Annotated in this window: 13 protein-coding genes; 9 read left to right on the forward strand and 4 right to left on the reverse strand. The window is 44.9% G+C overall.

All coding sequences use genetic code 11. From position 1 onward, the window contains the following. Positions 1 to 6 precede the first annotated feature (6 nt). The gene (gene cbdX / locus OGV69_RS09540) at positions 7 to 96 is read left to right on the forward strand and encodes a cytochrome bd-II oxidase subunit CbdX (RefSeq protein ID WP_069323885.1); all 90 of its coding nucleotides are present in this window, start codon (positions 7 to 9) and stop codon (positions 94 to 96) included. A gap of 344 nt (positions 97 to 440) precedes the next feature. On the opposite strand, the gene pdxR is transcribed toward cbdX, so the two are convergent. Continuing rightward, positions 441 to 1,910 carry a MocR-like pyridoxine biosynthesis transcription factor PdxR gene (pdxR, locus tag OGV69_RS09545; protein ID WP_069323884.1) on the reverse strand — a complete coding sequence of 490 codons (1,470 nt, stop codon included), beginning with the start codon at positions 1,908 to 1,910 and terminating at the stop codon, positions 441 to 443. Between the two features lie 126 nt (positions 1,911 to 2,036). Between pdxR and OGV69_RS09550 the strand changes: the two genes are divergently transcribed. From OGV69_RS09550 to OGV69_RS09585, 8 genes are all read left to right on the forward strand, one after another. Continuing rightward, on the forward strand, positions 2,037 to 2,486 hold the full coding sequence (locus tag OGV69_RS09550; protein ID WP_038637894.1) for a GNAT family N-acetyltransferase: 450 nt from the start codon (positions 2,037 to 2,039) through the stop codon (positions 2,484 to 2,486). Between the two features lie 116 nt (positions 2,487 to 2,602). Further along, positions 2,603 to 3,409 (forward strand): AraC family transcriptional regulator, encoded by an 807-nt coding sequence (locus tag OGV69_RS09555; protein WP_038637891.1) that lies wholly within the window; start codon positions 2,603 to 2,605, stop codon positions 3,407 to 3,409. Positions 3,410 to 3,645: 236 nt separating this feature from the next. Further along, positions 3,646 to 4,257 (forward strand): LysE family translocator, encoded by a 612-nt coding sequence (locus tag OGV69_RS09560; protein WP_069323883.1) that lies wholly within the window; start codon positions 3,646 to 3,648, stop codon positions 4,255 to 4,257. Between the two features lie 101 nt (positions 4,258 to 4,358). Beyond that, entirely contained in the window at positions 4,359 to 5,369 is a 1,011-nt protein-coding gene (locus OGV69_RS09565; protein WP_038637887.1) for a LacI family DNA-binding transcriptional regulator, read from the forward strand. A 140-nt stretch (positions 5,370 to 5,509) separates the two neighbouring features. After that, positions 5,510 to 6,961, forward strand: coding sequence for a Na+/H+ antiporter NhaC (gene nhaC / locus OGV69_RS09570; RefSeq protein WP_038637884.1), 1,452 nt, complete (start codon positions 5,510 to 5,512; stop codon positions 6,959 to 6,961). A 12-nt stretch (positions 6,962 to 6,973) separates the two neighbouring features. Then, the gene (locus OGV69_RS09575) at positions 6,974 to 8,146 is read left to right on the forward strand and encodes a MalY/PatB family protein (RefSeq protein WP_174330534.1); all 1,173 of its coding nucleotides are present in this window, start codon (positions 6,974 to 6,976) and stop codon (positions 8,144 to 8,146) included. 297 nt (positions 8,147 to 8,443) lie between these two features. Continuing rightward, entirely contained in the window at positions 8,444 to 8,698 is a 255-nt protein-coding gene (locus OGV69_RS09580) for a zinc ribbon domain-containing protein (RefSeq protein ID WP_038637880.1), read from the forward strand. A gap of 31 nt (positions 8,699 to 8,729) precedes the next feature. Then, positions 8,730 to 9,122, forward strand: coding sequence for a VOC family protein (locus OGV69_RS09585; RefSeq protein ID WP_069323881.1), 393 nt, complete (start codon positions 8,730 to 8,732; stop codon positions 9,120 to 9,122). Positions 9,123 to 9,400: 278 nt separating this feature from the next. Here OGV69_RS09585 and OGV69_RS09590 read toward each other — a convergent pair whose 3' ends face one another. The 3 genes from OGV69_RS09590 to OGV69_RS09600 all read right to left on the reverse strand — a co-directional run. After that, entirely contained in the window at positions 9,401 to 9,994 is a 594-nt protein-coding gene (locus OGV69_RS09590; RefSeq protein ID WP_069323880.1) for a hypothetical protein, read from the reverse strand. A gap of 3 nt (positions 9,995 to 9,997) precedes the next feature. Continuing rightward, positions 9,998 to 11,512: an RNA-directed DNA polymerase gene (locus OGV69_RS09595; protein ID WP_069323879.1), complete on the reverse strand. Its 1,515-nt coding sequence runs from the start codon at positions 11,510 to 11,512 to the stop codon at positions 9,998 to 10,000. Positions 11,513 to 12,035: 523 nt separating this feature from the next. After that, positions 12,036 to 12,215: Ogr/Delta-like zinc finger protein (locus tag OGV69_RS09600; protein ID WP_286469234.1), on the reverse strand; the 180-nt coding region annotated here is incomplete at its 5' end.

Raw genomic sequence — 12,215 nt, forward strand, 5'->3', positions numbered from 1 at the left:
TGCACAATGTGGTATCTGTTTTGGCTGGTCGGCATTCTGCTGATGTGCGCGTTCTCCACGCTGGCGCTGGTCTGGCTTGAGTCGCGACAGAAGTAGTTCTGCGAGTACGTTTAGCTTTCTGGCTCCCCGGTTTATTCGGGGGAGCCTTTTATACCCTTTCCATCAGCTCACCAGGATGTTTAATCTACCGTCCCTGGTTATCGAAATTACGCTCATTGAGCCACATATCGTATGCCGGTCACAGTGTCGGGTACTCACCGTCAATGCCTCGGATCTGTCTGTTCTTGCATGTTTTTTACATAATCCAGGAAGGCGTCAAAAGTTTCAAAAGGCCATGCCGCCAGATATGTCCAGTCACGAAAATCGCTCGCTTCGCAGTACGCTTCATAACCATACTTTGCATGGCAAACAACATTAAGACGTTCTGAACAAATTATTATTTAAATAACCTGAGCCAGACGACGTATCCCATCAACAAGTGCCTCTGCCGGGTGATTTGCAAAACCAATCAAAATCCCCTGTCGGCTGATATCTCCCTGGTAATAACGGCTCAGTGATAGTATTCCCATCCCCAGTGCTCTGGCTTTTTCCTCGACATCATTTCCGATCAATCCGTTTTGTAGCCAGCACACAATATGAACGCCAGAGTCAGAAGGCTGAACAATCATTTTATCAGCAAGGTATTCTTGAATAGCATTGACCAGCGCAGTTCTTCTTTCATAACACGTCTTGCGAATTCGACGCACATGACTGGCATAATGCCCATCCTCAATAAAACTCGCCATCATTGCCTGCTCAAGATAGCTGGTGCCGAGATCTGTAAAATATTTCGTCACCATAAACTGTTCTTGTAAACCTGGCGGAACAACTAAAAAACCTAAACGGAACTCTGGATACATCATTTTCGAAAATGTACCGGCATAAATAACCCGTTGATTATCATCTAATCCCTGCAATGCCTGTAAAGAGCGATCGGCATAGCGGAACTCGCTATTATAATCATCTTCAAATATCCATGCCTGGTTTGACTTCGCCCATTCCAACAGCTCAAAACGCCGGGATAAACTCAATGTTCCACTTAATGGATATTGATCCGACGGGACAACATAGGCCAGCTTAGCGTCAGGGAAATGATCAATACCATAGCGGACGTTCATTCCTTCGCTGTCTACCGGTACCGGCCTCACAATTGCGCCAACAGACATAAAAGCCCCTCGTGCGCCTTTGTAACCCGGTTCATCCAGCCAAATTTCATTGCCTGTCGACAGCAGCGCTCGTGCGGTAATGTTCAATGCTTGTTGGATACCATTTACGATGATTATCTGATCTTCGTTACAGTTCACTCCACGCGTTGTTTTGATGTAACGACAAACCGCTTTTCTCAAAGGAAAGTATCCGCAAGGGTGAGTGTGGGCCCCCAATTGGTGCCGGGATTGTCTCCAGACCCGTTGCAGTAATTTGCCCCATAGGGCGTGCGGGAAGAGATCCGTACAGCCAACACCAACCGCAAATAGACGGTTCATGCCGCGCCCTTCATACTCATTTGACCATAAATCGCGCACAGGATTATTTTGGCCATTTACCTGTTCATCAGGCGCGACGATTTCCCCCGGCGCTATCATTGGATAGCTATTGCTGATACTCCGATCCGGAATATTGTGCGCAACGTAGGTTCCAGACCCTTTCCGGGTCAAAATATACCCTTCATCTAATAGCCTGTCATAACCGGCAATCACTGAATTTCGTGAAATTGCCATCATCTCGGACAACGCCCGGGTTGAAGGCATCTTTGTTCCTGTTGGTAATCGGCCTGCAAGAATGTGTTCACGAAGAGCATGATAAACCTGTTCCTTCACGACACCTTTTCCTAAAACAAATCCTTGAAATAAAGGTGCATTATTTTTCTTCATTGTATTAACCTTTATGCTAAAAGTGGATCCTATCAATAGGTAAAAAGTGTCTCTTTACCAGAATTTATAAAGCCCCTAGGATCATACTCCTGAGACATTATTCTTATACAATATCAGGAGAAATATATGAATAGCAAAAATACTATTACTATTGCAGCTGCAGAACAAGAAGATTACTCCAGCTGGCTTCCTTTATGGATAAACTACCAAACATTTTATCGTACTAAAATTTCAGATGAAGTAACAAAATTAACCTGGGAGCGTTTTCTGACGCCAGACGAACCAGTTTATTGTGCAGTTGCCAAATATGATGGTAAAATTGTGGGCCTGGTGCATTATGTTTTTCACCGTTCAACCTGGGCAGAATCAAATTATTGCTATCTCGAAGATCTATTTGTTAGCGAAGAAGTACGCGGTCAACATATCGGTAAACAGCTGATCGAGTATGTGCAAAAGCAAGCCCAAAAAAACCATGCGTCAAGATTATACTGGCACACGCATGAAACCAACCTGCGTGGACAAAGACTGTATGACTGGGTGGCCAAAAAGAGTGGGATGATTGAATATCGTATGTGAGAGAAATAATACTTTTCACAGACGTTAATCATTCAGTTTAAAAAAATCAAAGATTAGCCTCTGAGTAGATATACTCAGAGGATGTACTGATAACTCATCACCCCGGTCTTAATTCGATGAAGAAAGAACGTTTCACAACCCTTCGATGTAGGATGGCAGGTGTCCATGCGGTATCTGCCGATACGTCCTTCCGGTTTGGGCGTCATACTCATGATCAGTTCGGCATTGGCTTAATCGTTCGTGGAGCTCAGGTTTCGATGAGCGGGCGCGGTAGGGTAGAAGCTGTAGTGGGGAATGTGATCACCGTTAATCCTGGTGAAGTCCATGATGGCTCACCTTTGGGAACAGAAAGCAGGTCGTGGCGCATGCTCTATTTCGACCCCACCGTTTTGTCCGGCGCCATGCAAGTTCTGACGGAAAGTCGCTCTGGCTGCGTTGAGCTATCCAGCCCAGTATTTCGTAATCGTGAGCCTGCGGCCCATTTCTCGACACTCTTTCGAATTCTGACGGATTCCCGCGGCGGGCACAGCGAAATTGAACAGGAAGAAACCCTGCTCTTTTTACTGGCAGGCTTACTCGCAAGCCCGCGTATTGAGAAAAAAGGCGTACCAAAATCAATTATCCTGGCAAAGGAGCGTATTGATGATGACCCCTCATTACCGTTATCACTCCATGAGCTTTCAGCTCTGGGAGGCGTGAGTCAGTTTCAGCTACTACGCGCTTTTTCTACAGTCACAGGGCTTACTCCACATGCTTATCTTATCCAGCGGAGACTGCAAAAGGCGAGGCAGCTTATCGCTGGAGGAATGTCTCTTACTGATGCCTCCTATACCGCCGGTTTTGCAGATCAAAGTCATATGACGCGACTTTTTGTTCGTACTTATGGCATAACGCCCGGCGCCTATGCTGCAGCGATAAAGTAAGCTGCAATTTTATTCAATACACCAATCGTGACACTCGGCATGCTGCTGGAAACATTCCGGAAGAGAGATTTGCCAATGTCACTATTCTACCCTCCCATCATTCGTAATCATGTTGAACGACTCTACACTAGAATAATTCATGCTGATGGCATTATTCCCCGTACCAACCTCACTGCGCAGACTCAGTCGCCCCGTTACATCGAGTCCGAAGTAAAAGTCTGTGGGGGAAATTCATTATGACGCTTGAGTTTCTCCTTACCACTCTCATTATCGTGGCATCTCCAGGGACTGGCGTACTCTATACTGTCGCCACGGGCATTTCAGATGGTGCTCGCGTAAGTATAATTGCTGCATTGGGTTGCACGCTGGGTATTGTTCCGCACATATTAACAGTTATTACAGGACTGGCTGCAATACTGCATACCAGTGAAATGGCCCTTCAGATAATTAAATATTTGGGCGTAGCATATCTGCTTTATATGGCATGGAAAACGCTTAATGAAAATAAAAATCTGAATATGGCTAGTAAAACTAAAAAACAGAGTTTAAGGCAAGTTATAACCTCGGCGATACTTATCAATCTACTCAACCCAAAACTCTCCATGTTTTTCCTGGCATTCTTACCGCAGTTCGTTATTAAAGGTGAGATCTCACCTGTTTCTCAGATGCTGGAGATGAGCCTGATTTTTATGGTTATGACTTTCTTTGTATTTACCGTATATGGAATTAGTGCAGCCAGCATACGCCAGCATGTGGTTGCTAATGCTGCTGTGCAACGTTGGGTATTGCGTTTCTTTGCTGTTGCGTTTGCCGGGCTTGCCGTTAAACTGGCATTGATGCAAATCTAGACGTCAGATGAAGTCATGATAAATAAAAGCCAATAGTTAATGTTCCAAATAAAAACCAGTGATAAGCAAATTCTCAAGCATCAATAAGGTAAAGAGCCGGTATGGCAACGATAAAGGATGTTGCAGAGTTAGCAAGAGTATCCACCGCAACCGTTTCACGCGTTATTAATCAAACTGCATGGGTTGAACCGGTGACGCGTGAGCGTGTTGAAAAAGCTATGCGCGAGCTGAATTATCATCGCAATGCCGCCGCAATTGCATTAGCGAAACGCAGCGGGGACATGCTCGGGTTATTGACCGGCAATCTTGCCGATCCTTTTTTTGCCAGACTTGCCCGAGGCGTGGAAGAAGTATCACGCCAGCAGCAATTTCGGCTGATGGTATGCAGCGGTGGCCACGATGAAGGAATGGAAAAATCCGGGCTCGATTTCCTGATCAACCAGGGCTGTGAAGCTATTGTGGTCCATGCCAGTAGGCTCTCCGAAAAAGAACTGTTGCGATATGCCGCGCATTTCCCGGCCATGGTCGTCGTGAATCGCTATATTGCCGGAATGGCCAATCGCTGCGTATGGCTGGAAAATAGTCAAGCAGCCAAAACAGCCACGCTACATCTACTGGAACAAGGACACCGTTGTATTGCTTGCGTGACAAGTGATTTACCGATTATCGATCGTCGTGAGCGGCTGGAAGGTTATCAGTTGGCGCTGGCCGAATATGGCATTACGCCAGATAAAAACTGGGTTATTAGCGTCCCCTTCAATGAAGAGGGGGGCGAACGCGCTGCGCATCAGTTGCTAAATTGCGGCATCCCTTTCACTGCAGCGGTGACATTTAACGATGTGATGGCCGCCGGGATTATGCGCATCCTTCATCAACAAGGAATTACACTACCACAGCAGCTTTCAATCGTTGGGTTCGATGATGTGGTGATGGCGCGCTATCTCTATCCCGCGCTGACAACAATGCATTACCCCGTTGAACGGATGGCGCGCTGTGCTTCGCACCTGGCGATACAACTTTTTAAGGGCGCAACCCAGCGTCCCAGTGTGAATAGCTTCACTGCGGATCTGGTGATCCGCGATTCTGTTCTTCCCCCCGTCATCAATGCGTAAATCGTCAAGCCCCTGAATTGTGATCGACTTCAAGTTTAACGCTCTCATGTAATCGCTTACATGAGGGCCAATGAACGATCACAGTCAGGCCTAAGGGTGTTCTCTACTCTTGAACGACCTTACAGACTGGAGATTCATGAATGAATGCCTCTCAAAATCAGAAAAAAACGCTCTCATTTGGACTGGCAGCGATCCCTATTTTAGCCATGCTCCTGCTATTAATTATTGGCTACGGCATTATGGGGTTACGCATTGAACCTTTGTTACTGTGTTCTGCCGCTGTCGCCGCAGGGATGGCCTGGTGGCAAGGGTATTGCTGGGAAGACATCATTAATTCGGTGGTTGATAAACTTGCCAAAGCAATGCCGGTTATTATGATTCTTATCTGCGTTGGCGGCCTGATTGGAACATGGATGTTTAGCGGCACCATCCCTTATATGGTGTACTGGGGACTTAAACTCATCAGCCCCGAATACATTCTCATCGCCGCCTTCTTTTTGACCAGCGTCGTATCCGTATGTACCGGAACCTCCTGGGGTTCAGCCGGAACGGTGGGCGTAGCATTGATGGGGGTTGCCGCCGGACTGGATGTCTCGATGGCAGCGGCTGCGGGAGCCGTTGTTTCAGGTGCTTACTTCGGCGACAAGATATCGCCGCTGTCAGACTCCACTAACTTTGCGGCCATTGTCGCAGATACTACCCTTTTCGAGCATATTCAGCACTTATTGTGGACCACAATTCCCAGCTTTCTGCTTGCAGCCGTGGTTTATTTAATTGCGGGCCACAGCAATATGCTGGGCGAGGTCGCCACGCCACAACGGGTGACCGATATTGTCAACGCACTGGAGTCGCTGTACCACTTCAATATCATTCTGATTTTGCCGCCAGTAATCGTTTTATGGGGGGCGATTCGTAAAAAACCGGTCATTCCTTTAATGCTGAGCGCGTGCGTATTAGCCCTGATTCTGGGCGTTGTGATGCAGGGACTTAGCATCAAGCAAGGACTGGATGCCTTTATCGATGGCTTTAATATTACGATGTTCCCGCAAGGGAGCGAGGGCATTATTGCGGATGTACCACGCCTGCTTAACCGTGGTGGAATGTTCTCAATGATGAGCACTATCCTTCTGGTATTTTGCGCATTCTCTTTTGCCGGGGCTTTAACGTTAACGGGGGCGCTCAACATTCTTATTAACCGCCTGTTGACCGTCATTCACAGTGTCGGTCAGCTAATTGCGGCGACCATTGGAACCACTATTCTGGTGACAGGTGCGACAAGCGACGGCAAACTCGCGCTTCTGGTTCCAGCTGAATTATTTAAAGACGCTTACCGTCGTATGGGACTGGATACTAAAAATCTATCCCGCACTATTGAAGATGCGGGCACAGTTATTGAGCCGCTATTGCCGTGGACCTCTGCCGGAGTCTATATGGCAACGACATTAGGCGTGAGCACGCTGGATTTACTGCCATGGGCAATTCAGTGCTATGCCGCAATCTTCTTCGCCTTGATTTATGGTTTTACAGGAATCGGTATCGCAAAAGCGCCATCAGCGGCAGGTACAGCTAAAAAAATTACGGCAACAGAATAGGGAGAGCATGTAATGGATTTTAATAAGGTTATCGATCGCCACAATACCGGTTCGCTGAAATGGGACTTTATGACGCGATATTTCGGCGAAGATACACATGAACTGTTGCCAATGTGGGTTTCTGACTTTGACTTTGCTTGCCCCCCTGCCGTTCAGGAGGCTTTAACACTCCGCGTCGGGCACGGCATTTTTGGTTACAGCGAACGCCCACAAAGTTACTTTGATTCATTAAACTCATGGTTCTCCACCCGCCATCAACTGGAAATAAAGCAGGAATGGGTCTGCAGCATTGAAGGCGTCGTTCCGGGGTTATCTCTACTGGTGCAAATGCTGAGTCAACCTGGTGAAGGCGTGGTCGTTCAGGGGCCGTACTACGGCTCATTCGCCAAAATTATCTCTCTGAACGGCAGGCAGCTCCTGGAAAACCCATTATCTGAGGATCCGGTTACGGGTTATCAAATGGATTTTGTGCACCTGGAAATGTTATTCCGGACTGAGCGTCCACCGTTGATGATTTTATGTAATCCGCATAACCCAACCGGCCGTTGTTGGTCTGCGCAGGAGCTGGAACAGTTACTCACCTTATGTGAGACCTATAATGTTACGTTGCTGTCTGATGAAATATGGGCTGATTTATTACTGCCAGGGGAAAAATTTACTTCAGTTCTGCATCTGGGAGCGCGCTGGCATTCGCGCGTTATCTCTGCCACCTCCGCCAGTAAAACGTTTGGTTTGTCGACACTACGCATTGCTAATTTTCTGATACCGGCACCGGCATTGCGTGAACACTTTTTACGCCGTCTGGATGCGCATGGGCTGGATGTGTTCAATGCGCTATCCGTCGAGGCAAGTACGGCAGCATGGCAACATGGCGCGCCCTGGTTAGACGAGTTACTTGGTTATCTGGCTGAAAATCGACGCTGGTTTATTCAACAGATTAATGAATATCTCCCGTGGGCCCGGGTTGTTCCTTCCCAGGGTACGTATCTGCTGTGGATCGATTGCAATGCGCTTGGACTGGATGATGAGCAACTCAAAGGGGTTATGCTTGATGTTGCCGGTATTGCGCCTTCAATGGGAAATAGCTTTGGTTCGTCTGGCAAAGGTTTTATTCGCCTGAACATGGGATGTCCACGCGCTTACCTCGAAAAAGCGATAGCGGGGCTGAAGCGTATTACAGTTTAATCTTCCTGCAAAAATAAAGTAAAAATCCCCGCCTTCCGATGAGGATGCGGGGACATTCACAAAATCATAGAGAGCTAAAATTCTTTAGCTCGCCGTTATCATGCTTAAAGGTCTTTTATTTCGTAGTCCGGTAGATGACATTGCGTAATAAAAGCATTCAGCGTTTCGATATCCGGCAGTGCGGTCAGCGCCCCCTTGCGGGTTGTCGCGAGCGCTCAACAATTGATCTAGCCCCCTAAGTTCTCTCGTCATTGGGTGTATATTTATTAACCACCACTCTAACAAAAGGAACGTTGTATGACAGAGCATGAACGGTTTTGCCAGGCCTGCGGAATGCCAATCTCCGGTAGTGATGCCAACGTTGCCAGCAATCAATATTGCACCTGGTGTAGTGATGCCGACGGTAATTTGAAATCCTGGGATGAAGCCGTTGCAGGTCTGGCGGCGTTTCTCGACTCATGGCAAAAGGTCGGCCCGGAAGAGGCGCGTATACGTGCTAAGCGTTATCTTACAGCGATGCCCGCCTGGGCGCATAAGGCGGATAACCACTGAGCCTCCAGGCATCATGAATATGAGGGACAGTATGTTTTCTTACATTATGTTAGGTACCAATAATCTCCCGCGCGCCATTCAGTTTTACGATCCGCTAATGGAACTGCTTGGGCAACCGCAGGCCGGACGTAATGAAGAAGGGGCGTCGTGGGGAACATTCAACTGCAACCACACCGTTGGACTGTGCATCGGCAGCCCCTTCAATCGACAACCTGCCAGCGTTGGTAATGGCACGATGGTGGCGCTGAATGCACGTTCCGTCGAGCATATTGAGCAGTTACACACCCTCGCGCTCAGCCTGGGCGGCACAAATGAAGGCGCGCCGGGTCACAGGCCGCAGTATGGTCAGGGATTTTACAGCGCCTACGTACGCGATCCGGACGGCAACAAGCTCGCGTTTATCTATTACGCGAACGTAGTCTGAAAGACTTTTTATCCGGCAATTCTGCTATCGGCGTGAACTCGACAGGCTCAGAACCCAAAAGCAGTTCAAATCTTTACCCCGAGTCGAAAAGTATGAGTGCGGCGCGAGAGGAGAAACGTGGTTTTCTTAAAGGCCGGAGGACGTCCTGGCTTGAAATGGTGCCGATAAGAGGAGCAAAATACCAAGTTAACACATTGTTTTTGTTGTAATTTTTATTTTGCAATCTTTAAAGTGCCCCCTTAAATGCCCCAATAGGTTACTGCTTAGGGGCATTATGATCAAGTATGGTCTCTCTTGTAGGTGCGGGTAAACTCGACAAACATATTGTGAGCAGCCTGCTCATCTCCTAACGCAACTTCGCGCATGACCTGTAAGAGAAGTACGGTCATAGGCATCACTTCGTCAAGATCCAAATCTGCGGGATAGCTATCTGGGTCAATGGCCATATCAAGATTATAAAACCACCATAACTCAATCTTTCGTGTGAGAGAAATTATTGTATTAATCTCATCAGTTACATTAAGTAAATCAGCCTCAGGAATTAAATCAAACATTTCATGAGAAAGTTTATTCCTGATTTTTTTTAGGCGTTCAAATATTTCGATATCACATGGTTCTAAAGCGTTATGTTCTGTTAACCAGTTTATCGATGCATAAAGCCTACTTTTATTTCTATTTAAAACTTTTTCCCTGTACTCTACGAATTCATCTTCGTTTCCAAAACTTACGTAAAAACGCTCTAACTTTCCAATTAGAATTTCTTTTAGAAGCTCAAAGGATGCAATAAAAATAGAATAAGAAATAACTCTTTCCTTTAATGCTTTTGGCTCTAATATTCTCGCCCATTTTTTATAATTCTCATCGTCATGCATTGATCAATCCCTTTTAAACAAATCAACATATTCAATCAACATAATTTCATTAAGGTCTTTAGGTTTTTTAAACAATGTGTATTTGTCATCATTGAAAATGGGTTTGTTATTAACAAGGCATTGATAAAATTTATTGCTATTGATAAACCCGCTATCAACATACTTTGATACATCCCCCATTCCAAATTGCCTAAACTTGGTAAAAAACACCAACCAAAGAACATCGAAAACAGAATCTTTTTCTGAAGAACGTTTAATGTCATCGACAATAATGCTTTTAATAAATTCTTTTATTTCAGGATGTGCCTTTTTATGCTCTAGAAAAACAAGATCGATAATAGCAAGAACATTCCCCATTACTTTTTCAGACTCTCTTTTTATCATGAAAAGCAGGCTTATTAATTTTTTGATTTCTTTGAGTTTTTTGGCCTTATCTTTGGAGAAAGTAATCTTCAGTCTATCTTTTCTAGTTAATTCAGAAATGAATTTATTCAGTATACTTGTGCCAGGATACTCATAATGAATATCCAACGCCTTGAGTGCCGCTTGCTCAAACTCTCTGAATGAAAAAGACTCTGCTCCTGACAATGAATACGGGTAATACTTTTTAGAATGCTCTCTATAAAGCCCATTAGGTAGCTTATTTATTTTTGTTTTGGACTCATTGATATTTAAGTTGTATTTATTCAGTTCATCAGAAATGTTTTTTAATACTTTCTTAGCATCAGATTCACTATTACAGAGGATTCGATAATCATCTTTAAATCTAACACCAATAAAGTCGATATCCTTGAGCTTTAATGATACATCTCTATCAACTTTGGAAAGAATTATTTCCGCAATCAAATCACTTAGAGCAGACCCTACTGATATACCATTTGTTTTTTTATCATTTGAGTATTGTAGCAACCTATCAAGCTTATTACCTAACAGAGTGTATTCTTTATCGTTACGTGATATATTTTTGTCATGTAATGCCCAAGGGATGCTGTGAGTGTATATTGAGGCATAAAAATTGGTAATATCAGTTCTAACTAAGTAACTATAGTTTACTGCATCAACAATCAGATCCCTTTCAGCCATCTCAATCCACTCATATATCATCCTCCCAGAACGTATGGGTGACAGAGACAACCCCTCAGTTTTAGTAACAGGAATAGGCAAGCTGTATGTGAAAATTTTAGTTTCATCATTAAAAAGATGGTTCACTACTAACTGCCAATCTTTGACAAGCCAGTAAACCATATCATGATAAAACTTGGGATGCTGTATACCAAAAATACGATGAGTGAGTGATGTTTTAGGATATGACACATTAACAATCTCTTTCTCTTTGAGATTATTTAGATTATCAAAATACGGCTCTCGATTTAATTTAACCCCTCCGACTTTGAAGCTAGGGGGTAAAACGTATTCCTCTGGAAAATAGCCATCATTCAATAACCATCGACCAACTACTTTTGGCTTGATATTATTGAGAAGCTTTTTAGTTTCAAGATAGTGCTCCCTAACCAGCATACAACCCCCGCCTACTCAAATGTTATTGTTTTACCATGAAAATGGTAGTTTTATTCTACAACATTTTTCAAGTGACACATCACCATAGTTACTGACTGACATTGATTTTCTACCAACACATTAAAAGCATGCAATGCGTCATACTGAAAAAAAATACTTCCCTGACCAAAATCGCACTACACCGCACCCGCCTGCGGTTTTCATATCACTAAAATTTTTCAGTTGTGATTTTTTACAAACGATACCACCAGCCCGCGCCCGTTCTGGGGATGCTCTGCGAGACAGGAACTGAAAAGAATGAAAAGAAATTCAGCTTTTTTCAGTTTTACTGTCCGTCGCATTTGTGGCCTGAATACATAACACTATGATATTAAATGGATAATTTATTTTAGGTGTGTAATTTTATGGAGGTTCGTGAAACACGAAAAATATAACAATATGAAAAATAATAATTTTATGTCCGCATAAACTGAAATCCTGTGTTCAGGTTCCGGGAACGGATCGGCCATTCCCGACGCATACTTTACCCATTCTTTTGCGCAGCCAGCAGCAACTTTAAAGCCTTTTCCCGCTCCTCGGGTGGAATGGCATCAATTAGCTCTTTAACCCTCCCCTGCCCATTCAGCGCGCTTGGACTAACGGAATGGGAGAAAGCAACATTCATCACAAACGAGTGACCGCACTCCACATTAGAGCAATAGCA

It is taken from the genome of Citrobacter sp. Cc139 (assembly GCF_030334645.1).
In the GTDB taxonomy this organism is placed as follows: domain Bacteria; phylum Pseudomonadota; class Gammaproteobacteria; order Enterobacterales; family Enterobacteriaceae; genus Citrobacter; species Citrobacter werkmanii.

Bases quoted from the DNA above. Each gene is read 5' to 3' on its own strand.
- OGV69_RS09565 (WP_038637887.1), top strand. From the start codon at position 4,359: ATGGCAACGATAAAGGATGTTGCAGAGTTAGCAAGAGTATCCACCGCA.
- nhaC (WP_038637884.1), top strand. From the start codon at position 5,510: ATGAATGCCTCTCAAAATCAGAAAAAAACGCTCTCATTTGGACTGGCA.
- OGV69_RS09595 (WP_069323879.1), bottom strand. From the start codon at position 11,512: ATGCTGGTTAGGGAGCACTATCTTGAAACTAAAAAGCTTCTCAATAAT.
- OGV69_RS09580 (WP_038637880.1), top strand. From the start codon at position 8,444: ATGACAGAGCATGAACGGTTTTGCCAGGCCTGCGGAATGCCAATCTCC.
- OGV69_RS09590 (WP_069323880.1), bottom strand. From the start codon at position 9,994: ATGCATGACGATGAGAATTATAAAAAATGGGCGAGAATATTAGAGCCA.
- cbdX (WP_069323885.1), top strand. From the start codon at position 7: ATGTGGTATCTGTTTTGGCTGGTCGGCATTCTGCTGATGTGCGCGTTC.
- OGV69_RS09575 (WP_174330534.1), top strand. From the start codon at position 6,974: ATGGATTTTAATAAGGTTATCGATCGCCACAATACCGGTTCGCTGAAA.
- OGV69_RS09555 (WP_038637891.1), top strand. From the start codon at position 2,603: ATGAAGAAAGAACGTTTCACAACCCTTCGATGTAGGATGGCAGGTGTC.
- OGV69_RS09560 (WP_069323883.1), top strand. From the start codon at position 3,646: ATGACGCTTGAGTTTCTCCTTACCACTCTCATTATCGTGGCATCTCCA.
- OGV69_RS09585 (WP_069323881.1), top strand. From the start codon at position 8,730: ATGTTTTCTTACATTATGTTAGGTACCAATAATCTCCCGCGCGCCATT.
- OGV69_RS09550 (WP_038637894.1), top strand. From the start codon at position 2,037: ATGAATAGCAAAAATACTATTACTATTGCAGCTGCAGAACAAGAAGAT.
- pdxR (WP_069323884.1), bottom strand. From the start codon at position 1,910: ATGAAGAAAAATAATGCACCTTTATTTCAAGGATTTGTTTTAGGAAAA.